At 63.7% G+C, this 22,502-nt stretch carries 17 protein-coding genes and 1 pseudogene; 9 read left to right on the plus strand and 9 right to left on the minus strand.

Annotated features, from left to right (window positions below; all coding sequences use genetic code 11):
• Together ABIE53_RS14130 and ABIE53_RS14135 are read right to left on the minus strand one after the other, a co-directional pair.
• Complete coding sequence (locus ABIE53_RS14130) at positions 1-1,350, minus strand: NAD(P)-dependent oxidoreductase (protein ID WP_114156274.1); 1,350 nt, start codon at positions 1,348-1,350, stop codon at positions 1-3.
• Positions 1,351-1,470: 120 nt separating this feature from the next.
• Complete coding sequence (locus ABIE53_RS14135; RefSeq protein ID WP_181324794.1) at positions 1,471-2,778, minus strand: Zn-dependent hydrolase; 1,308 nt, start codon at positions 2,776-2,778, stop codon at positions 1,471-1,473.
• Between the two features lie 352 nt (positions 2,779-3,130).
• Here ABIE53_RS14135 and ABIE53_RS14140 point away from each other — a divergent pair, with 352 nt between their 5' ends.
• Complete coding sequence (locus ABIE53_RS14140; RefSeq protein ID WP_114156722.1) at positions 3,131-3,844, plus strand: TetR/AcrR family transcriptional regulator; 714 nt, start codon at positions 3,131-3,133, stop codon at positions 3,842-3,844.
• 24 nt (positions 3,845-3,868) lie between these two features.
• On the opposite strand, the gene boxA is transcribed toward ABIE53_RS14140, so the two are convergent.
• The 4 genes and pseudogenes from boxA to ABIE53_RS14160 all read right to left on the minus strand — a co-directional run bounded on the left by boxA (position 3,869) and on the right by ABIE53_RS14160 (position 9,445).
• Positions 3,869-5,110 (minus strand): benzoyl-CoA 2,3-epoxidase subunit BoxA, encoded by a 1,242-nt coding sequence (boxA, locus tag ABIE53_RS14145; protein ID WP_006052526.1) that lies wholly within the window; start codon positions 5,108-5,110, stop codon positions 3,869-3,871.
• An 81-nt stretch (positions 5,111-5,191) separates the two neighbouring features.
• A pseudogene (gene boxB, locus ABIE53_RS14150) lies at positions 5,192-6,620 on the minus strand (benzoyl-CoA 2,3-epoxidase subunit BoxB).
• A gap of 46 nt (positions 6,621-6,666) precedes the next feature.
• Positions 6,667-8,337, minus strand: a complete 1,671-nt coding sequence (gene boxC / locus ABIE53_RS14155; RefSeq protein ID WP_006052524.1) for a 2,3-epoxybenzoyl-CoA dihydrolase — start codon at positions 8,335-8,337, stop codon at positions 6,667-6,669.
• A gap of 115 nt (positions 8,338-8,452) precedes the next feature.
• Positions 8,453-9,445: a helix-turn-helix transcriptional regulator gene (locus tag ABIE53_RS14160; protein ID WP_029967599.1), complete on the minus strand. Its 993-nt coding sequence runs from the start codon at positions 9,443-9,445 to the stop codon at positions 8,453-8,455.
• Positions 9,446-9,627: 182 nt separating this feature from the next.
• On the opposite strand from ABIE53_RS14160, the gene ABIE53_RS14165 reads away from it, so the two are divergent.
• The 6 genes from ABIE53_RS14165 to ABIE53_RS14190 all read left to right on the plus strand — a co-directional run bounded on the left by ABIE53_RS14165 (position 9,628) and on the right by ABIE53_RS14190 (position 16,971).
• On the plus strand, positions 9,628-10,095 hold the full coding sequence (locus tag ABIE53_RS14165; RefSeq protein ID WP_053858489.1) for a DUF4863 family protein: 468 nt from the start codon (positions 9,628-9,630) through the stop codon (positions 10,093-10,095).
• Between the two features lie 8 nt (positions 10,096-10,103).
• Complete coding sequence (locus tag ABIE53_RS14170) at positions 10,104-11,705, plus strand: 3,4-dehydroadipyl-CoA semialdehyde dehydrogenase (RefSeq protein ID WP_114156277.1); 1,602 nt, start codon at positions 10,104-10,106, stop codon at positions 11,703-11,705.
• A gap of 119 nt (positions 11,706-11,824) precedes the next feature.
• Complete coding sequence (locus tag ABIE53_RS14175; protein WP_114156278.1) at positions 11,825-13,432, plus strand: benzoate-CoA ligase family protein; 1,608 nt, start codon at positions 11,825-11,827, stop codon at positions 13,430-13,432.
• A gap of 8 nt (positions 13,433-13,440) precedes the next feature.
• The gene (locus ABIE53_RS14180; RefSeq protein WP_114156279.1) at positions 13,441-14,271 is read left to right on the plus strand and encodes an alpha/beta fold hydrolase; all 831 of its coding nucleotides are present in this window, start codon (positions 13,441-13,443) and stop codon (positions 14,269-14,271) included.
• Positions 14,272-14,455: 184 nt separating this feature from the next.
• Positions 14,456-14,779, plus strand: coding sequence for a hypothetical protein (locus ABIE53_RS14185; protein ID WP_114156280.1), 324 nt, complete (start codon positions 14,456-14,458; stop codon positions 14,777-14,779).
• Between the two features lie 80 nt (positions 14,780-14,859).
• Entirely contained in the window at positions 14,860-16,971 is a 2,112-nt protein-coding gene (locus ABIE53_RS14190) for a phosphocholine-specific phospholipase C (protein ID WP_114156281.1), read from the plus strand.
• A gap of 263 nt (positions 16,972-17,234) precedes the next feature.
• Here ABIE53_RS14190 and ABIE53_RS14195 read toward each other — a convergent pair whose 3' ends face one another.
• From ABIE53_RS14195 to ABIE53_RS14205, 3 genes are all read right to left on the minus strand, one after another.
• Positions 17,235-17,615 carry a DUF5594 family protein gene (locus ABIE53_RS14195; protein WP_029967613.1) on the minus strand — a complete coding sequence of 127 codons (381 nt, stop codon included), beginning with the start codon at positions 17,613-17,615 and terminating at the stop codon, positions 17,235-17,237.
• A 109-nt stretch (positions 17,616-17,724) separates the two neighbouring features.
• On the minus strand, positions 17,725-17,922 hold the full coding sequence (locus ABIE53_RS14200; RefSeq protein WP_114156282.1) for a hypothetical protein: 198 nt from the start codon (positions 17,920-17,922) through the stop codon (positions 17,725-17,727).
• Between the two features lie 116 nt (positions 17,923-18,038).
• Positions 18,039-18,947, minus strand: coding sequence for a LysR family transcriptional regulator (locus ABIE53_RS14205; protein WP_006052513.1), 909 nt, complete (start codon positions 18,945-18,947; stop codon positions 18,039-18,041).
• A 154-nt stretch (positions 18,948-19,101) separates the two neighbouring features.
• Here ABIE53_RS14205 and ABIE53_RS14210 point away from each other — a divergent pair, with 154 nt between their 5' ends.
• Together ABIE53_RS14210 and ABIE53_RS14215 are read left to right on the plus strand one after the other, a co-directional pair.
• Positions 19,102-21,234 (plus strand): 3-hydroxyacyl-CoA dehydrogenase NAD-binding domain-containing protein, encoded by a 2,133-nt coding sequence (locus ABIE53_RS14210; protein ID WP_114156723.1) that lies wholly within the window; start codon positions 19,102-19,104, stop codon positions 21,232-21,234.
• A gap of 58 nt (positions 21,235-21,292) precedes the next feature.
• Positions 21,293-22,501 carry an acyl-CoA dehydrogenase family protein gene (locus ABIE53_RS14215; protein ID WP_192698842.1) on the plus strand — a complete coding sequence of 403 codons (1,209 nt, stop codon included), beginning with the start codon at positions 21,293-21,295 and terminating at the stop codon, positions 22,499-22,501.
• Position 22,502 lies beyond the last annotated feature (1 nt).

Consider the following 22,502-nt stretch of genomic DNA (forward strand, 5'->3'; position numbering starts at 1 on the left):
CTAGGCGGCCTTGATGTCGGCGCGCGCGAATTGAGCGTGTATGGCTTCGGCGGCGAGCTTGCCGTCCTGCACGGCTTGCACAGTCAAATCGATGCCGCCCGTGGCCGCGCAATCGCCGCCGGCCCACACGCCCGCGAGCGAGGTCTGGCCGTTTGCATCGACGGCAATGCGGCCGCCGTCGAGCGTCAGCAGTTCGCGTGCTATGCCTGCGGGCACGAGCGTCTGACCAATTGCCTTCAGCACCATGTCGGCCTCGATCACGAAGCGCTCCGCGTCACCGGTGTTGAAGCTTCGTTCGAACTCGACGCCGGTCACCACACCGTTCTCGCCGATCAAGCGCAGCGGCGTTGCATGCGTGAGGAGCGTCACGCCGTTGGTCTGCGCGAAGTCGCGCTCGGCCCACGTCGCGCTCATCGATTCGACGCCGCGCCGATACACCATCGTCACCGAGGCCGCGCCGAGCTTGCGGCTTTGCACTGCCGCATCGACCGCCGTATTGCCCCCGCCGATCACGACGACGCGGCGGCCTACCGGCACCGTGCCGAAGTCGCGCGCGCTGCGAAGCGCTTCGATAAAGTCGACGGCGTTCATCACGCCGCTCAGGTCCTCGCCCGCCATCGCGAGCGCGCGAACGCCGGTGAGACCGATCGCGAGGAACACTGCATCGTATTGATTGCGCAGTGCATCGAGTTGCACGTCGCGGCCGAGCGCAACGCCGTGCCTGATCTCGATGCCGCCCACCGAGCACAGCCACTCGACCTCGCGCTGCGCGAAATCGTCGACGGTCTTATACGCCGCAATGCCGTATTCGTTCAGGCCGCCGGCCTTTTCGTGCGCGTCGTAGATCGTCACGTTGTGGCCGGCGAGCGCGAGGCGATGCGCGCATGCGAGTCCCGCCGGGCCCGCGCCGATCACAGCAACATGCCGGCCGGTCTCCGGTGCGCGCGTGAAGAGTGCTTCGCCGCGCGCCATCGCCCAGTCGGTTGCATGACGTTGCAGCGCGCCGATCGCCACGGGCTTCGCGTCCTGATGGTTGCGCACGCAAGCGCCTTCGCAAAGGATCTCGGTCGGACAGACGCGCGCGCACATGCCGCCTAATGGATTGGCCGACAGAATATCCACGGCTGCGCCCTTCAGATTGCCGTTGCCGATCTTGCGAATGAAGCTGGGAATGTCGATCTGCGTCGGGCACGCGTTCACGCATGGCGCGTCATAGCAGTAGTGACAGCGGCTCGCAGCAGCCGCGGCGGCACTCGCGTCGAGCAACGGCGCAATGTCGGAGAACTCGCAGGAGAGCTGTTCGGGCGACAGGCGCCGCGCGGCGATGTCGCCGGTTTGCTTGATGGCCATACACGTTCCTTCTGTCGATGTGAGGACGCAGCCGCATCTGTCGGCACTCGCATGAGCGAAGCCCGCACGGCGTGTTTTGTCTGGCACTGCGGTAAAGCAGCTAAAGCAAATTCCGACGCGCTACGAAACCGGCTCGCATGCGCGCTCGAGCATCGCGTGCAGCAACACATTCGCGCCCGCCTCGATCCATTCGAAGGTGGCGTCCTCGATTTCGTTGTGGCTGATGCCGTCGACGCACGGCACGAACACCATCGAAGTCGGCGCGACCTGCGCGAGATAACAGGCGTCGTGGCCCGCGCCGGACACCATGTCGCGATGCGAATAACCAATGCGCTCGGCCGCCGCGCGCACGGACTTCACGCAGGCTTCGTCGAAGGCGACCGGCGCGTAATAAAAGATCTGCTCGAGTTCTGTTTCGAGGCCAATGCCGCTCGCAATTCGCGCGACGCCTTCGCGCAACGCGGCATCCATTTTTGCTAGCACCGCATCTTCGGGATGACGGAAGTCGACGGTAAAGAACACGCGGCCTGGAATGACGTTGCGCGAGTTCGGATGCACCTGCATCATGCCGACCGTCGCGCACGCGAGCGGCGCGTTGTCGAGCCCAATGCGATTGACGAGATCGACGACGCGCGACGCGCCCAGCAACGCATCGCGCCGCCGCGGCATCGGCGTCGGACCCGCATGCGCTTCCTGCCCGGTCAGCGTGATTTCATACCAGCGCTGGCCTTGCGCGTCCGTCACGACGCCTATGGTTTTCTGCTCGGCTTCGAGAATGGGCCCCTGCTCGATATGCAGTTCGAACGCCGCATGCAACTGACGGCCGCCGCACGGCACATCGCCGGCATAGCCGATACGCTGCAACTCCTCGCCGATCGTCTTGCCGTCCACGTCCTTGCGCGACAGACCGTACTCGAGCGGAAACACGCCCGCAAACACGCCCGACGCCACCATCGCCGGCGCGAAACGCGAGCCTTCCTCGTTGGTCCAGATCACGACTTCAACAGGATGTTCGGTCTCGATGCCGTGATCGTTCAAGCTACGAATCACTTCGAGACCGCCAAGCACGCCGTAGATGCCGTCGAAGCGTCCGCCCGTCGGCTGCGAATCGGCATGCGAGCCGGTCATGACCGGCAGCGCGTCCGGATTGCGCCCGGCGCGGCGCATGAAGACGTTGCCCATCTGATCGACGCTGACCGAGCAGCCGGCTTGTTTCGCCCAGCTAACTATCAGGTCGCGCCCTTCCTTGTCGAGATCGGTCAGCGCAAGACGGCATACGCCGCCTTTGGGCGTTGCGCCGATTTTCGCCATCGTCATCAGGCTGTCCCATAGACGTTTGCCATCGACCTTTATCGACGTGACCTGTTCCGCGTTCGCGGCGACAGTGGCCTTCGGGGCGCCCTTCAGCGCTTCAGTAACCGCGTTCATTCGTCTCGCTCCTTTCGGTGAACCGACATGAAACTGGTGCATCGGCGGCGGATTTGTTGGCCTTTATGGGGCGTGTCCGCACGGTCGCGGTGCGAAATTCGATACGCCCTTTGGCTCCGGGAACAAGGGCTAACCCTAATGCGCGCCCCGCTCGTTCAATCCTGTCCAGTTGGACAGGTTGTAGACGATTAACATCGCCAAATCAATGCCTTTCGCACGGAGACAAAGAGAGCGAGAAGCGTGCCATTGCGTTGCAGCACGAAGCGGCATCGCGTGACAAATACGCGTGTGAGCGCGGCGTCGAGCGACTAGAATGAAGCGCGGCGCGGCACGCATGCCGCCGAAGGCAAACATGAGAGACGACGACGTGGCTGCGGGTATCACGCAAAACGACGAAACACGCGCGCCTTTGCGGCGGCGCAAGGCGCACATTCGTGAGTCGAATGAAGCGCATCTTCTGGCGTGTGCGGAGGCGGTTTTCGCCGAGCGCGGACTGGACGGCGCGAGCACTGCGATGATCGCCGAGCGCGCAGGCTTACCGAAAGCCAACGTGCATTACTACTTCCCGACCAAGCTCGCGCTCTACCGGCGAGTGCTCGAAGATCTGTTCGAAGACTGGCATCGCGCGGCCGATACATTCGAATGCAGCGACGACCCCGTCGATGCAATCGGCGGATACGTGCGCGCGAAAATGGAACTGTCGCGCCGGCGTCCGCTCGGCTCGAAGGTGTGGGCGAGCGAGATCATCCACGGCGCGGAGCACATGGAAGACATCCTCACTGAGCGAGTCAAGCCGTGGCTCGATACGCGCGTGAAGGTGATCGACGACTGGATTGCGCGAGGACTGCTGGCGCCCGTCGATGCGCGCACACTGATGTACATGATCTGGGCGACCACGCAGCACTACGCCGATTTCGACGCGCAGATTCGCGCGCTCAAAGGCAAGCGCGCGTTGACGAAGAAGTCATTCGAGGCGACGACCGAAGAAGTCGTACAGCTTGTGATTCGCGCGTGCGGCGCGGTGTCGCCCGCACAGCGCGAAGAAGGCGCGGACCCTTCAAGATAGGGCTTTTTCTTTGGCTGGCCTGAATCAATACGTCTCCAGATGCAGGCGCCCTTCTTTTTTGAGCCTCGCCCACAGCGCGTCCCAATCCATCTGATGCTGCTCGCCAATCTCCTTGAGCGCTTGCAGCACGCCGTCTTCCATGCCCTTCAGGCCGCACACATAGACATGCGTGTTGTCGTCCTTCAGCAGATGCGCGACGTCGACCGCACGCTCACGCATGGCGTCCTGCACATAGCGCTTCGGCTGACCCGGCGTGCGCGAAAACGCCAGATTGGTGTCGATAAAGTCCTTCGGCAAATTAGTTAGCGGCCCGAAGTAAGGCAATTCCTCCTTGGTTCGCGCGCCAAAGAACAGCATCAGTTTGCCGGTCGCGCCCTTCAGGCGACGGCGCCGGCGGTACTCGGTCATCGCGCGCATCGGTGCCGAGCCGGTGCCCGTGCAGATCATCAGCAGATGCGAGTTCGGATGGTTCGGCATCAGGAAGGTGCCGCCGAACGGACCGATTACCGTCACCGCGTCGCCCTTTTTCAGGTCGCACAGATAGTTCGAGCAGACGCCGTCGATCGAATCGCCATGCTGTTGCGAGACGCGCTTCACGGTCAGCGAAACGTTGTTGTAGCCGGGCCGCTCGCCGTCGCGCGGACTCGCAATCGAATACTGGCGCGCGTGATGCGGACGGCCGTCGGCGGTCGCGCCCGGCGGCAGCACGCCGATCGACTGGCCTTCGAGCACAGGAAACGGCATCGATCCGAAATCCAGCACAATGTGATGGATGTCGCTTTCCGTCGATGCGTCCGTGAGCCGGTAATTGCCGACCACGGTCGCGGTGGTCGGCGCTTTGTGCGTGTAGAGATTCACGTACGGCTTCGCAGCGGACCACGGCGGCACGACCGAGCCGCGAACGGTATCCACTTCGATGCCGCTTGCGTCTGCCGCGGCATCGTTAGCCGTGCCCGCGGTGGGCGATTCGTCGGCGGCAGGCACCGCCATCGTGTTCTGCTCGGGCAATACGTCCCACGTGAATTGCTCTTCGATCGGATACGCGTCGGCCTTCAGCACGGTGCGCCAGTTGTCGATCGCGCCTGTCGGACACGGCGGCACGCAAGCCATGCAGCCGTTGCAGACATCCGCCTTCACGACGTAGTTGTTGTCGTCGTGCGTGATCGCGTCGATCGGACAGGTCTCTTCGCAGGTGTTGCAGCGAATGCAGATTTCCGGATCGATCAGATGCTGCCTGAGAACCTCGATCGACACTGGGCCGTTCATGACTTCCTCCACCATGTAGTGCTGCACGGGCGCGCCGCGCCTGGTTGATGCCGCGCGTACTTCGCGTTACTTTGCGTCCGTTCAGTTAAAGCGCACGTACTCGAAATCGACCGGCTGACGGTTCACGCCCATCGCAGGCGGCGCAATCCAGTTCGCGAACTTGCCGGGCTCGACCACGCGCCCCATCAGCGAAGCAACGAACGCGCGATCTTCCGGCGTGGCGAGCCACTTTGCTTCGTTCGCAGCCCACTCCGTCTCGCTGACCACGCGGCCGTCGGGCGACACGCGCGTGCCGGGAAAAGGTGCCGATCTGCCGGTTGAACGCCTTGTGCGGCACGGTCATGCGAAAGTCGATGCCGGCCTTTTCAAGCACCTTGTTCCAGCGCGCCACGCCCGCCACGGAATCCTTGATGTAATCGTCGCGCAGCACTTCGTTCATTGCATTGAGCATCGGCACTTCGCGTTCGACCAGCTTGCCGTCCTGCACGTCGAGCAGTTTGTAGCTCTGCCCGCTCAATTGATGATCGTCGTCGCGCTTGCCTTCCTCATAGCGGCCCTTGAGGCCCGAACTGTAGAACGTGGCCGCGTTCGACGAATGATCCGCGCCGAACAGGTCGATCGTCACCGAGTAATGGAAGTTCAGATAGCGCTGAATGGTCGGCAGATCGATCACGCCTGCAGCGCGGATCTTTGCGACGTCGTCGGTGCCGAGTTCGTTCATCACCTGCGCGGTGCGCTGAATCACGCGGGACACGCCCGATTCGCCGACGAACATGTGATGCGCTTCTTCGGTCAGCATGAACTTCGTGGTGCGCGCGAGCGGATCGAAGCCCGATTCCGCGAGCGCGGAAAGCTGGAACTTGCCGTCGCGGTCGGTGAAATACGTGAACATGTAGAACGCGAGCCAGTCCGGCGTTTTTTCGTTGAACGCGCCCAGAATGCGGGGATTGTCCTCGTCGCCCGAACGGCGGCCGAGCAATGCTTCGGCTTCCTCACGACCGTCGCGGCCGAAGTAGCGATGCAGCAGATACACCATCGCCCACAGGTGCCGCCCTTCTTCCACGTTGACCTGAAAGAGGTTGCGCAAGTCGTACATGGAAGGCGCGGTCAGGCCGAGGTGCCGTTGCTGCTCGACGGAAGCGGGCTCCGTGTCGCCTTGCGTCACGATGATGCGCCGAAGATTCGCGCGATGCTCGCCGGGCACGTCCTGCCACGCGGCCTCGCCCTTGTGCTCGCCGAAATGAATCTTGCGGTCCTGGTCGCCCGGCGTGAGGAAGATGCCCCAGCGGTAGTCCGGCATCTTCACGTGATCGAAATGCGCCCAGCCGCCCGCGTCCACGCTCACTGCCGTGCGCAGATACACGTCGTAGCCGTGCGAGCCTTCCGGGCCCATGTCGCCCCACCACGACAGGAAGTTCGGCTGCCACTGTTCGAGCGCGCGTTGCAGCGCGCGGTCGTCGGCGAGGTTGACGTTGTTCGGAATCTTTTCGCTGTAGTTGATCGTTGACATGGTCGGTTCCTTGCGATGCTGAAGGTGAGAGGCCCGCGTCGGGGCGTCAAACGCGCGAGACGTCGAATTGCGCCTTGCTGCCCTTGCCGTACACCTTGAGCGCGCCCTTCTCGCCCACAGCGTTCGGCCGATTGAAGATCCAGTTCTGCCATGCGGTGAGGCGGCCGAAGATACGCGTCTCCATCGTTTCGGGTCCGTTGAAACGCAGATTCGCTTCGAGTCCGGTCAGCGCGTCCGGCGACATCGCCGCGCGTTCCTCCAGCGCAATGCGGATTTCGTCGGCCCAGTCGATGTCGTCCGGCGCCGCGGTGACGAGACCAAGACGCTCCGCCTCGACCGGCTTGACCGGTTGACCGATCAGCGAGCGCACCGCGTCGATTGGTTCGGCTTCCTCATAAAAGCGGCGTGCGAGTCGCGACTGATGCGTGACCATCGGATAGAGACCGAAGTTGACTTCCGACAGCGTGATGGCCGGCTCCTCGTCTTCGTTGCTCGGCAGCGCGGCCATGTACGAACGGTCCGCGGCAAACGCGAGTTCCGCGAACGTGCCGGCGAAGCACGAGCCCGGCTCGATCAACGCGAAGAGCGACCGCGACGACACGTCGATGCGCGCGAGCGTGCGGCGCAACAGGCCAATCGTCTCGCGCACGAACCAGTGATCCTTGTGCTGCAGCAGCACGGCATCCACGGCGAGCAGATTGCGCGCGTCGCCTTCGGTGCGGAACACCCACGTGCCGACTTCGAGTTCGTTGGTGCGCATCGAGAGAATCGCGTCGTCGAGTTCGCGTGCGAATTGCAGCGGCCACCAGTTCGCGCCCGCGGCGACAATCGCGTCAGTCGTTGTCGGCTGCTGTGTTTGCGGCGCTTTCGCGGTGAACGTCGCGATGCGCTTCGCGCGGTCGATCGTCACGTCCAGCGTTTGATAGGTCAGGCCGTCTTCGCGATCCGTGCGCTCGATGCGCGTCAGCTTCACGCCCGGCGCGTCGGAAGGACGATCGCTTTGCGCGGCAAGTTCGAGCGCGCGGGCCTGAATGGCCGCGTCGAACTGATTCGGCTTCACGACCTCATCGACGAGACGCCATGCCTTCGCGCGCTCGCCGCGAATGCCTTCCACCACCGTGCAAAAGATGTCGGCGCGATCGTGGCGCACGCGGCGCTTGTCCGTGACGCGCGTGAGGCCGCCAGTGCCGGGAAGCACGCCGAGCAGCGGCACTTCCGGCAGCGACACCGACGACGAGCGGTCGTCGACCAGATAGATTTCGTCGCAGGCAAGCGCGAGTTCGTAACCGCCGCCCGCGCACGCGCCGTTCACCGCGGCAAGAAACTTGAGCCCCGAATGGCGCGACGAGTCTTCGAGACCGTTACGCGTTTCGTTCGTGAACTTGCAGAAGTTGACCTTCCACGCATGCGACGAAAGACCGAGCATGAAGATGTTCGCACCCGAGCAGAACACGCGATCCTTCAGGCTCGTCAACACGACGGTCTTGACTTCCGGATGCTCGAAACGGATGCGCTGGATGGCGTCGTGCAGTTCGATGTCGACGCCAAGGTCGTACGAATTCAGCTTCAGCTTGTAGCCGTCGCGAATGCCGCCGTCTTCCGCGATGTCGATAGCGAGTGTCGCCACCGGGCCGTTGAAGCTCAGCTTCCAATGCTTGTATTGCGAGGGATCGGTGCGGTAGTCGACCGGCGCGATGGCGGTTTCTGCTGTGGACATGGGCGTCTCCTGACTGGACGATGCGAGTTGTTGATCGAACAATAGTGCATCGTCACACCCATGTAAAGCACTTTAGTGCGTATGTGCGAGTAAACCCCGAAGCCGAATGCAGTCGTCAACCGGCTGGTGCTTCGTCCGGCGCTTCGGCGGCGAGCCTCGCGGCCAGCCGGTCGCGCAGTTGCAGATAGGCGTCGGCCAAGGTCTTCTCGCTCGTGTCGAAGGTCATGTCCGCCCGGCCGTACAGCTCGCTGCGCCCCGTGAGAATCCGCTTCAGGTCGTCCATCGCCTCCTTGTTGCCGGACATGGGCCGCAAATCGCCCTGCGCGACGACCCGGCGCATATGCTCCTCCGGCGTGGCTTGCAGCCACACCGTAAAGCAGTGCGACAAGAGCGCGTTGAACGTGCCGGACTCCGACACGAGTCCGCCCGGCGACGCGATCACCGCACGCTCGTGTTCCTGGATCACCGCCTCCAGCGCGCGGTGTTCGTAGCGCCGGTAAGCGCTCGCTCCGTATAGCGAATGAATCTCCGCGGGCGGGCATCCGGCGAGCTGCTCGATGACCCGCGTCAGCTCCACGAACGGCACCTTGCGCTCCTGCGCGAGCATCCGGCCGAGCGTCGATTTGCCGGCGCCGCGCAGCCCGATCAGCGCGATCCGGTCCTTGCGATGCGGGTCGCGCGGCGCCTGCGCGAACATCTCGGCGAGCGCGATGCGGGCGCGCTGCAACGCGGCCTGGTCGCGCCCGTGCAGCAGTTCGCGAATCAGCAGCCATTCCGCCGATGCCGTGGTTTCATCGCCGATCACTTCGGCGAGCGGACAGTTCAGCGTCGCCGCAATCTGCCGCAGCACCAGCACCGACGCGTTACCGACGCCCGACTCGAGATTGGCGAGATGCCGCTCGGACAAGCCCGTTTCGGCCGCCAGCGTCTTGCGGGTCATGCCGCGCCGCGCGCGTAACAGACGCACGCGTTCGCCCATCGCGGTGAGGAACGGGTCGCGCTCCTCGCGTTCGCCGCCGCGCTCGGCGCGCTCGGGGCGGCCGGCTTCGTCGTCGGCGGCATCGGGTGGACGGGCGCCGGGCGGCAACTCAGTGTAATTCCGGTTCATGTTTTTATACCTCCAAACCACGATACATGTACTATAGTGCTTGACACACACCTCGTGAACGGTTAATTTTCGCCGAACATTGATCCACTTACAAAGATTGCCGCGATTTTTCGCGCGGCGTCACGGAGACCGCGCAGCGCGTCACATGCATTAACGTGCGTGCGCACAGTCCGGAGGCTCGCATGTCCCCATCCGATTTCCAGCGGCTTATCGCGCAGGTCACGGCGCAACTGGCCGGCCGGCCGCTAAACGCCGACCTCGCCGCGTGGCTCAACGTCACGTATCCCGCGGACAGTCAGACGTTTCGCGATCTCGCCGACGCCTGCCGCGCCGGCGTCGCCGAAGGTTGGCTCTGCAACCGCGAAGGCGGCGGCATTCGCTACGGCCGCATCTTTAAGGCGCTGCCCGACACGCACGGCTTTTCCGTCGACGTCGTCGACATGAAAGACATTGCCGGTCCGCATCACGTTCATCCGCACGGCGAGATCGACCTGATCATGCCGCTCACCGAAGGCGCGACTTTCGACGGCCACCCTGCGGGCTGGTGCGTCTACGAACCGGGTTCCGCGCATCGCCCGACGGTGGCGAACGGCGAAGCGCTCGTGCTTTATCTCCTGCCGCAAGGCGCAATCGAATTTACCGCCGCGTGAGTGCTGCCATGACCGAACTATTGAAGAACCATGTCGCGGGCGAATGGGTTGCGGGCGCCGGCGAAGGCGTGACGCTAAGCGACCCGGTGACGGGCGAAGCGCTCGTGCGCGTCTCGAGCGAAGGTCTCGACCTCGCGCACGCATTCCGCTTTGCCCGCGATGAGGCCGGCGCCGCGCTGCGCGCGCTGACCTATGCGCAACGCGCCGCGCGTCTCGCCGAAATCGTCAAGCTGTTGCAGGCGAAGCGCGACGACTACTACGCGATCGCAATCGCAAACTCGGGCACGACGCGCAACGATTCGGCGGTCGATATCGACGGAGGCATTTTCACGCTGTCGTATTACGCGAAGCTCGGCGCGTCGCTCGGCGACGTGCATGCGCTGCGCGACGGCAACACAAGCGCGCTGAGCAAGGATCAGTCGTTCAGCGCTCAGCATGTGCTGACGCCCACACGCGGCGTCGCGCTTTTTATCAACGCGTTCAATTTTCCGTCGTGGGGCTTGTGGGAAAAAGCGGCGCCCGCGCTGCTGTCGGGCGTGCCCGTCATCGTCAAGCCCGCGACCGCGACGGCGTGGCTCACGCAACGCATGGTCGCCGATGTCGTGGACGCAGGCATTCTGCCGCGCGGCGCGCTCTCGGTGATTTGCGGCGGCTCGGCTGGGCTGCTCGATCAGATTCAGGCATTCGATGTCGTGTCGTTCACCGGCTCGGCTGAAACGGCCGCCACGTTGCGCGCGCATCCGGCTTTTGTCGCGCGCGGCGCGCGGCTTAACGTCGAAGCGGACAGTTTGAACAGCGCGATTCTCTGCGCGGATGCAACACCGGACACGCCCGCGTTTCAGCTTTTCATCAACGAAGTCGCGCGTGAAATGACCGTGAAATCCGGGCAAAAATGCACGGCGATCCGGCGCGCGTTCGTGCCGGAGAACATGCTCGAAGCTGTGGTCGATGCGCTAAAGACGAAGCTCGCGAAAGTGGCCGTCGGCAATCCGCGCAACGACGCCGTGCGCATGGGCTCGCTCGTGAGCCGCGCGCAATACGAGAACGTGCTGGCCGGCATCGCCGCTTTGCGCGAGGAAGCCATGCTCGCGTATGACGGTTCGTCCGCGCCGCTTATCGATGCCGATGCAACTATCGCGGCTTGCATCGCGCCGCATCTGTTCGTGGTCAACGATCCGGATAACGCGACGCTGTTGCATGACCTCGAAGTGTTCGGCCCCGTTGCGAGCGTCGCGCCGTATCGCGTTGTGCAGAACGCGGGCGAATCCGGCTTGCCCGAAGCGCATGCAGTGGCACTCGCGCGACGTGGCCAGGGATCGCTCGTCGCGTCGATCTATTCGAACGACGACGCCCACCTCGGCAGGCTCGCTCTCGAACTCGCCGATTCGCATGGGCGCGTGCATGCCGTATCGCCTTCGGTGCAGCAGAGCCAGACCGGCCACGGCAACGTGATGCCGATGTCGCTGCACGGCGGACCTGGCCGCGCGGGCGGCGGCGAAGAACTCGGTGGCCTGCGCGCGCTCGGTTTTTATCATCGGCGCTCGGCTATTCAGGCATCGGCAACGGCACTTGAAGCACTCGCGCAAATTACTCATTTGCCCGCGGCCTGAACATCTTTAAGCATGACACGCAAATGAGCACGACCCAACGCACCAGCTAGCGCACGCAAGCATTCAGCGGATCATGAGCACATAACAGCCGGACCGCCCCCACTCGATGGAGGAGACATATGGAAGCCCTGTTCGAACCGGCTGCGAGCCAGCCCGCCGTGACGGCCGAGCCGCCGCCCGCGCGCTTCAATTTCGCGGCTCATCTGTTCGCGCTGAACGCGTCGCGCGCCGCGAAAACCGCTTATATCGACGACAACGGCAACACGACCTACGCCGAACTCGAAGAACGCGCGCGACGCTTCGCGACCGCGTTGCGCGGTCTCGGCGTGCATCCCGAAGAGCGCGTGCTGCTGGTGATGCTCGACAGCGTTGCACTGCCGATCGCGTTTCTCGGCGCGTTGTACGCCGGCGTCGTGCCGGTCGTCGCGAACACGCTGCTCACGCCCGCCGATTATGTGTACATGCTCACGCACAGTCATGCGCGCGCGGTGATCGCATCGAGCGCGCTCGTGGCAACCGTCACGCAAGCGATGGAGGCCGCCGAGCACGACGGCTGCCAGCTCATCGTTTCGACGCGCGCATCGGCCGCGGCCGACAGCACGCCGCTTGCGGCAGCGCCTGAGTTGGAAGCGCTCATCGACGCGGCCGCGCCCGCTGCGAAGCCCGCGGCAACCGGTTGCGACGACATCGCCTTCTGGCTGTATTCATCGGGCTCGACCGGCAAACCGAAGGGCACCGTGCACACGCACGCGAACCTCTACTGGACCGCGGAACTGTATGCGAAGCCGGTGCTCGGCATCGTCGAAAGCGATGTGGTGTTTTCCGCGGCCAAGCTGTTCTTTGCATACGGACTCGGCAATGCGTTGACCTTTCCGCTTTCGGTGGGCGCGACCGCCATTCTGATGGCCGAGCGCCCTACCGCCGACGCCGTCTTCGCCCGTCTCACGCGCCATCGTCCGACGGTGTTCTATGGCGTGCCGACGCTCTACGCAAGCATGCTCGTGTCGCCGAATCTGCCCGCACGCGACGATGTCGCGATGCGCGTGTGCACATCGGCGGGCGAAGCGTTGCCGCGCGAAATCGGCGAGCGCTTTACGAAGCACTTCGGCTGCGAGATTCTCGACGGCATCGGCTCGACCGAAATGCTGCATATCTTTCTGTCGAACCGCGCCGGTGCGGTCGAATACGGCACGACGGGGCGCCCGGTGCCCGGCTATGAAGTGGAGTTGCGCGACGAGACCGGTCATGCGGTCGGCGACGGCGAAGTGGGCGACCTCTACATCAAAGGACCGAGCGCGGCGCTGATGTACTGGAGCAACCGGGAAAAATCGCGCGCGACGTTTCTCGGCGAGTGGATCCGCAGTGGCGACAAGTACTGTCGTCTGCCGAACGGCTGCTACGTGTATGCGGGCCGCAGCGACGATATGCTGAAAGTGAGCGGTCAATACGTGTCGCCGGTCGAAGTGGAAATGGTGCTCGTGCAGCACGACGCGGTGCTCGAAGCGGCGGTGGTCGGCGTCGATCACGGCGGCCTCGTGAAGACACGCGCGTTCGTCGTATTGAAGCGCGAGTTCGCGGCCTCTGAGATACTGGCGGACGAATTGAAGGCATTCGTGAAAGAGCGGCTCGCGCCGCATAAGTACCCGCGCGACATCGTGTTCGCCGACGACTTGCCGAAAACCGCCACTGGAAAGATTCAACGCTTCAAGCTGCGCGAAATATCATAAGGTGATACATGCAGAATCCCGCTGTCGAGACGCCCGCCAGTCAATTCGCCGACCTGCCCGCTACCGCGTCGCACGGGCCGTTGCGCATCGAATATCGTTGGCTTAACGCTGCGGCGAACGCGGCGCCCATCGCCGTGTTTCTACACGAAGGACTCGGCTCGATTGCAATGTGGCGCGACTGGCCGCAAACATTGTGCGAGCGTCTGGGCATGCGTGGGCTCGTGTATTCGCGTCCCGGTTACGGAAGGTCGACACCGCGAGAGCATCACGTCAAATGGCCGATGCATTTCATGACCGACCAGGCGCGCGATGTTCTGCCCGCGCTTCTCGACGCGCTTCACATCGACACGCGCGAACGCCGGCGCATGTGGGTGATCGGCCATAGCGACGGCGGCTCGATCGCGTTGCTGTACGCGGCGCTTTTTCCCAACGCGCTGGCCGGTGCCGTGGCCATCGCACCGCACCTGTTCGTGGAAGACGTGTCCGTGCAAAGCATTGCGCAGACCAAGGTGCTTTACGAAACCACCGATCTGCGCGACAAGCTCTCGCGTTATCACGCGGACGTCGATTCCGCTTTTTATGGCTGGAACGATGTCTGGCTAAACCCGGCCTTCCGGCAATGGTCGATTGCGGAGCAACTCACGTCGATCGACAAGCCGCTGCTCGCCGTGCAAGGCCATGACGACAACTACGGCACGATGGCGCAGATCGATACGATCCAGGACTACGTGCCGCATGCGCAACTCGCAAGACTCGACGCGTGCGGGCATTCGCCGCATCGCGACGCGCCGGATCGGCTGAACGACGTGATTGCCGCGTTCGTGTCGGAACACCAGTAGCCGCGGTTATGCCGCTGTTATGCCGCGGCTACTGTGCGGTCGTCCCACGGCGAATCCCCAATATTCATCAAATCCTCAAATTTCCAAAACTTCATAAAAGTTACACAGGTAAGCGGCTATTCTCCTTGCATCGCTGAGCTGGGCATACCGATGCCCGCGCGTTCCCCGTGCTGGAGACATCGCCATGTCCTTTCTGTGGAAGCCGTGCATTGCCCTGCATCGCAAACGTTTGGCGATCGCGCTCACGGCGTTGCCGCTTTGCGCGCTGCTCACCGCCTGCGGCAACGACGACACGAACGCGGCCGACATGAGCAAGTCCAGCTCCGCTGCAAACGCGGCCGATAACGGCACCAATCCGGTGCTATCGGCGAATCCGTCTTCCGTATCGCCCGCGCCTGCCGCCGTCACGATTCAAAGCCCAGCACTACCCGCACCAAACGCCGACGTGGCATTGTCCGCCGCCGCGCCGACGCCGCTTGCCACACCCGTGATCCATACTGTTGACTGAGTCCCGCGTTTCACGCGACGCGCGGCTCATGCTTGCGCGCCGCGTGGAGCGCTCCCACTGAAGACACCCAGGCTCATACCATGACTTCAAAAAACCGCCGTGATTTTCTACGTTCGGCCGCGCAGGCCGCAGGCTCGTTCACCGCGTTGAGCATGTTGCCGGCCGGCATTCGCAACGCGCTCGCGATTCCCGCGAACAGCAAGACGGGCACGATCCGCGACGTCGAGCATATCGTCGTGCTGATGCAGGAAAACCGCTCGTTCGACCACTACTTCGGCGCGCTGCGCGGCGTGCGCGGTTTCGGCGACACGCGCGCGGTCAACCTGCCGAACGGCAAGCCGGTGTGGTATCAGCCGCTCGCCGCCGATGCCGGCTACGTGCTGCCGTTCCGCCCGAGCGCGCCGAACCTCGGCCTGCAGTTCCTGCAAGACCTCGCACACGACTGGAACACGACGCACGCCGCATGGAACGGCGGCCGCTACGATCAATGGGTGCCCGCCAAAAGCGCGACGACGATGGCCTACCTCACGCGCGAGGACATTCCGTTCCACTATCAGCTCGCCGACGCGTTCACCATCTGCGACGCGTACCACTGCTCGCTGATGGGCCCGACCGACCCGAACCGCTACTACATGTGGGCGGGCGGCGTGGGCAACGACGGCACGGGCGGCGGACCGGTCATCGACAATTCGGAGCTCGGCTACGGCTGGTCGACATACCCGGAAGTGCTGCAAAACGCCGGCATTAGCTGGAAGATCTATCAGGACGTCGGCACGGGACTCGACGCCAAAGGTTCGTGGGGCTGGACGCAAAACCCGTACATCGGCAATTACGGCGACAACTCGTTGCTCTATTTCAACCAGTACCGCAACGCGCAGCCGGGCAACCCGCTGTACGACAACGCGCGCACGGGCACCAACGCATTGAAGGGCGACGGCTACTTCGACGTTCTGAAGCGCGACGTACAGAACAACGCGCTGCCGCAAGTCTCGTGGATCGTCGCACCGGAAGCCTATTCCGAGCACCCGAACTGGCCCGCCAATTACGGCGCGTGGTACATCGACCAGGTGTTGCAGATTCTCACGTCGAATCCCGATGTGTGGAGCAAGACCGTACTCCTGATCAATTACGACGAGAACGACGGCTTCTTCGACCACATGGTGCCGCCGTGCGCGCCGAGCTCGAACGCGGACGGTCTTTCCACTGTCGATACCGTCAACGAGATTTATCCGGGCGACGCGAAGAACGTTGCCGCGCCCTACGGTCTCGGTCCGCGTGTGCCGATGCTCGTCGTCTCGCCGTGGTCCAAAGGCGGCTACGTGTGCTCGCAGGTGTTCGACCATACGTCGGTGATCCGCTTCATCGAACAGCGCTTTGGCGAGCAGCACAATCTCGCCGAGTTGAACATTTCGCCGTGGCGTCGCGCGGTGTGCGGCGATCTGACATCGGCGTTCAACTTCAGCAACCCGAACGACGCGTTCCCGAGCCTGCCGAGCACGAGCGCTTATGTGCCGGCCGATCAGAACCGCCATCCGGACTATGTGCCGCTGCCGCCGGCGATACAGGCCGTGCCGCGCCAGGAACCCGGCGTGCGCCCTGCCCGTGCGTTGCCGTATGAGATGTTTGTGCGCGTCCACGGCGAAGGTGCGGAAAAAACGCTGACCATGCGCTTCGTGAATACGGGCAGCGCGGCCGCGGTATTTCAGGTGTATCGAGCGAATAGCGCCGACGCGCCGCGCACGTACACCGTGGAAGCCGGCAAGCGCTTGCAGGACGCGTTCGCGCTGAACGTGGACGGTACTTACGACTTCACCGTGCATGGTCCGAACGGTTTCTTGCGCCGCTTTACAGGCCGGCCGATTGCGCGTAGCTGGTGGGACGGCTCGGACATCGCTCGTCCGGAAGTACTCGAAGGCTATGACGTCGCGAACGGCAATCTGCAATTGCGCCTTGAAAACGTGGGCAGCGCGCATTGCAAGTTCACGATCGTCAATGCGTACGACCCGAAGCACGCGATCAAACGCGTGGTGCGCGGCGGCGATACGGACGAGTTGTATCTCGATCTTCGCAATGCGCACGGCTGGTACGATCTGTCGATCACCGTCGATACCGACCCGCTGTTCGCGCGCCGTTTCGCGGGCCATGTGGAGACCGGCAAGAGCAGCATGAGCGATCCTGCACTGGGCGCGTGATCGCGTAGTCAATCGGGCAAGCTCGAACGGCCGCTGCATTAGAAATGCAGTGGCCGTTTTTTATTTCGCCGAGGGTTTTTGCTGCTGCGTCTGCATCGCGAGGTCGGACACTGTGAGCAACGCCGCGAACGTGACGACCATCGTCGCGGAGATCACCCAGGCTGCCGACGAGCAGACGCGCGGCATTCAGGAAGTGAACTGCGCGGGGCTCACGCTTCGAAGTCGAGCCCGCCGATCAGTGACAGGAAGTGAGCTGCGCGGGCTCAAGCCTCGAAGTCGAGCCCGCCAATTAATGACACAGGCTCCGCCTGCGTGTGCGACGAAAAATCGAGTTCGCGCGCGTGGCGCCACGCCTGCAGCTTGCGAGGCAGCGCGGCCAGATAGCGCGCAAAACGCGCCTGCCCTTCGTCTTTCATGAGCCGCTCGATTTCGTCGCTGTCCCACGTCAGATACAGATTCAACGGATGCGCGTAATGCGCGATGTGCTCGAGCGGCGCCGCATGAATACGAAGTCGTGTCGGACGACCGGGACCGCCATACGGCAGCACTTCCGTATGCACGGTCGTGGCGAAGCACGCAGCGATGGCCTCGGCAATGCGAGGCGCGAACTCATTATCGAAACGGTCGGCGGTGTCTGGGCGCATCTCATTCTCCGGCGTGCTGCGCAATGAGCGAAGCATCGTAGCACGCGCAATGCGGCCTCCGGCGAGCGCCTTTTCCCGCACCCTTCTTCGAGCGACGCTTATCCCTGCGTTATCCCGCGGGCTTGCCTTTCTGCGCGCGGCTATTGCGCCTGCGAATCACGAAACCGATCAGCGCCGCGACCGCGGCCGTGGCCGCATAGCCCGCGAGGCGAATGGCTTGCTCGCCCGGTAAGCGCGCGACCAGCAGCGCGGCAACGGCGCATGCAAGAACCGCGAGCACGACGAGCAATGCATTTGACCGCTTCATTCTGGTGTCCCCTGACGTTTTGACGTGCTGCGTGCCGGCGCGTGCGCGCTCTTTTTCTCAGCATACTCGCGGCAAGCGCGCGAATGCGCAATGGTCTTTAACCCGCAAACCGCGCTTCAGGCGACGCGGCCTCTTCCGCTCGCGCGTGCCTGCTCCAGAATGAATTCGATGAAGGTTGCCGCCGCGCGCGTGTGATGGCGGTTCGGCATGTATAGCAAATACATGTTGGTGCCGAAGATGCTCAGGCGCCATTCGTCGAGCGTCGTCACGACATCGCCGCGTTGCAGATCGTCATGCACCACATAGTCGGGCACGATGCCCACGCCCAGTCCCGCGAGCACCGCCTGCCGCAAAAACAGAAAGTTCTCGGAGATGATGGTCGGCTCCAGCAGCACCTCGTGGCGCTCGTCGCGCAGATACGCGGCAACGCGCAATTGCCGGCCGACCACTGCGGCGGTGATCAACGGCGTGGTGCGCAGATCGTCGAGTTGCGTCGGCATGCCATGCGTATCGGCGAAGGCGCGCGACGCGCACGCAACGTAGCGCACCGCTCCCATGTCGCGCGCGACGAGATTTTGCGGCGGCTCGGACATCACTCGCACGGCGATGTCCACTTCGTCGCGCATCAGGTCTTCGACGCGGTTCTCGAACAGCACGTCGAGCACGATGCCAGGATAAAGGCGCTTGAACCCGATCAGCCACTCGGACATCACGAGTTGACCGTAACCGCTCGGCACGCTGAGGCGCACTCGCCCTTGCAGGCTTTGCCCGAGCGTCGTCACCGATTCGCGCGCGGCCAGCAACGCGTTCTGAATCGCGCGGCCATGTTCGTACAACTGCAGACCGATCTCCGTGGCCTCGACCCGGCGCGTGGTGCGCCGCACGAGTTGCAGGCCGACCGAGCGCTCGAGCTGATTGAGGTGATAGCTCACGTTCGCGCGGCTCATCTTCAGGCGCCGCGCGGCCTCGCTCAGGTTGCCCGCGTCGAGTATCTCGACCAGCAGGGTTAGCGAATTGACGTCCACGAGACCGGCCTTTGTCAAAGTTATTTTGACAGTCTGTCAATCGTTGATGTGATTGTCAATGAACCTTGACCGCTCCACAATCGTGAGCATTCGCGAGACGTGGCATGCGGTCGCCCGCCGTCTGCGCGCCGAGACAATCAAAGGAGACGCGCCCATGACCCTCACCTCTTCCTCCGACATTTCAGCCGACGTCGTCACGCGCGAATTGCGCGGCAAGGTGCTGCTCGTCACAATCGACCACGCGCCCGTCAACGCGCTTTCCGCCGACGTGCGGCGTGGCCTGCTCGCCGCGATCGAAGCCGCCGACAGCGACCGTTCGGTCGAAGCGGTGCTGCTCGTCGGCACAGGGCGCAACTTCATTGCCGGTGCGGATATTCGCGAGTTCGGCAAGCCGCCGGTGCCGCCGTCGCTGCCGGACGTGTGCAACCGCATCGAGGCGTGCACGAAGCCGGTCGTCGCCGCGATTCACGGCGCGGCGCTCGGCGGCGGTCTCGAAGTGGCGCTCGCCGCGCACTACCGGATTGCCGTCGAAGGCGCGAAGCTCGGCTTGCCCGAGGTGCAGCTCGGCCTGCTGCCCGGCGCGGGCGGCACGCAGCGCACGCCGCGCCTGATCGGCGCAGAGGCCGCGCTCGATCTGATCCTGAGCGGCCGCCATGCGAGCGCGAAGGAAGCGCTCGCGCTCGGACTCGTCGACCGGTTGGGCGCGAGCGGCGACGTGCTCGCCGAAGGCCTCGCCTATGTGCATGAACTGCTTGCCGGCGATGCAGCGGTGCGCCGCACGCGTGACGCCGGCGCGTTGAGCGATCGCGCCGCCAGCCTCGCAGCGGTCGCCGCGGCGCGCGCCGAAACGGCAAAGAAATCGCGCGGTCTGTTCTCGCCGCTGAAGATCGTCGATGCAATCGAGGCCGCGATCACGCAGCGCTTCGAAGAAGGCTTGCGTGTCGAGCGTCAACTCTTCTTGCAATGTCTCGACAGTCCGCAGCGCGCCGGCTTGATTCACGCATTTTTTGCGGAGCGTGAAGTGTTGAAAGCGCCGGAAACACGCGATGCAAAACCGCGCGCGTTGAATGCAGTCGGCGTGGTGGGCGGCGGCACGATGGGCGCGGGCATCGCGGTCGCGGTGCTCGACGCGGGCCTGCCAGTGACGATGATCGAGCGCGACGAGGCGTCGTTGGCGCGGGGCCGCGCGCACATCGAGAAGGTCTACGACGGCCTCATCGCGAAGGGCCGCCTGAGTGCCGCGAAGAAAGATGAGTTCATGGCGCGCTGGACCGGCAGCACCTCATACGATGCACTGTCGAACGCGGACCTCGTGATCGAGGCCGTCTTCGAAGATCTGGCCGTCAAGCAGGCCGTCTTCGCCGAACTCGACCGCGTCTGCAAAGCGGGCGTCGTGCTCGCGACCAACACCTCGTATCTCGACATCGACGCGATAGCCGCCAGCATTTCGCGGCCCGCCGACGTGATCGGTCTGCACTTCTTCTCGCCGGCCAACATCATGAAGCTGCTCGAAGTCGTCGTGCCGCAAGCCGTGAGCGCCGACGTCGTCGCGACCGCGTTCGAGCTCGCGAAGAAGCTGCGCAAGACGCCGGTGCGTGCGGGCGTATGCGACGGCTTTATCGGCAACCGCATCCTCGCCGTCTATCGTAGCGCGGCGGACGCGATGATGGAAGACGGCGCGTCGCCCTACCAGATCGACGCTGCGATGCGCGCATTCGGCTTTCCGATGGGACCGTTTCAGGTGGTCGATCTCGCGGGCGGCGACATCGGCTGGGCCGCGCGCAAACGGCGCGCCGCGACGCGCGATCCCGCGGCGCGTTATGTCCAGATCGCCGACCGCCTGTGCGAGCGCGGCTGGTTCGGCCAAAAAACCGGCCGTGGATTCTATCTGTATCCCGAAGGATCGCGCAGCGGCCAGCCGGACCCGGAAGTCGAGGCGATTATCGACGCCGAGCGCGAGCGCGCCGGCATCACGCCGCGCAATTTCACCGACGACGAGATCATTCGCCGCTACATGGCCGCGATGATCAACGAAGGCGCGAACGTCGTGCATGAACGGATCGCGCTGCGTCCGCTCGACGTCGACGTGACGCTGCTGTATGGCTACGGTTTCCCGCGCTATCGCGGCGGTCCGATGAAATATGCGGACATGGTTGGCCTGCCGAGCATTCTCGCGGACATTCGCGGGTTCGCGAAAGAAGACCCGTTGTTCTGGCAAGCGTCGCCGCTGCTCGTTGAACTCGTCGAGCGCGGCGCGGATTTTGCGAGCCTCAATCAGACAATCTGACGCCGCTTGCTTGCCGGTGTATCCCGCCGTAAGCGTTGCAATCTACAAAGGAGCTGCGATGAACCTGAACTTCACGCCCGAAGAAGAAGCGTTCCGCGCCGAGGTGCTCGCGTTTCTGCGCGACAAACTCCCGCGGCGTCTCGCCGACAAAGTGCACGGCGGCCGGCGGCTCACGCGCGAGGACATGGCCGAGTGGCACGCGATCCTCAACGAGCGCGGCTGGCTCGCGAATCATTGGCCGGAGGAATACGGCGGGCCCGGCTGGAACGCGGTGCAGAAATTCATCTTCGAGAACGAATGCGCGCTGGCCGGCGCACCGCGCGTCGTGCCCTTCGGCGTGAATATGCTCGGACCTGTGCTGATCAAATACGGCAGCGATGCGCAGAAACATCACTGGTTGCCGCGCATTCTCGACGGTTCCGACTGGTGGTGCCAGGGCTATTCGGAACCGGGCGCGGGCTCCGATCTCGCGTCGGTGAAAACGACGGCTGTGCGCAGCGTCGACGCGAACGGCGAGCATTACATCGTCAATGGACAGAAGACGTGGACCACGCTCGGCCACTACGCGAACATGATCTTCTGCCTCGTGCGCACCGCGACCGACGTCCGCAAGCAGGAAGGCATCAGCTTCCTGTTGATCGACATGACAACGCCGGGCGTCGAAGTAAGGCCAATCATCACGCTCGACGGCGAGCACGAAGTGAACGAAGTGTTTTTCACGGACGTGCGGGTGCCCGCTGCGAACCTCGTCGGCGAAGAAAACAAGGGATGGACCTACGCCAAATATCTGCTGACGTATGAGCGCACCAATATCGCGGGCGTCGGCTTTTCGGTGGCGGCATTCAACCGGCTGCGCAAGATCGCGGCGAAACAGCGGCGCAATGGGCGGCCTCTCGCGGACGACCCGTCGTTCGCGGCGCGCATGGCGCGCGTCGAAATCGATCTCGAGAACATGAAGACGACCAACCTGCGCGTGATCGCCGCGGTGGCGGGCGGCGGCGTGCCGGGCGCCGAAAGTTCGATGCTGAAAATTCGCGGCACGGAGATTCGCCAGGAGATCTCGTCGCTCACGCGCCGCGCGATGGGACCGTATGCGCAGCCCTTTATCGAAGAAGCGTTGCACGACGGTTATCAAGGCGCGCCCGTTGGTCCCGACGAAGCGGCGAGCGCGGCTTCGCAATACTTCAACAATCGCAAGCTGTCGATCTTCGGCGGATCGAATGAGATTCAGAAGAACATCATTTCCAAAATGATCCTCGGACTGTAGA

The sequence above is a fragment of the Paraburkholderia sp. OAS925 genome, from assembly GCF_040543975.1.
Classification (GTDB): Bacteria; Pseudomonadota; Gammaproteobacteria; order Burkholderiales; family Burkholderiaceae; genus Paraburkholderia; species Paraburkholderia graminis.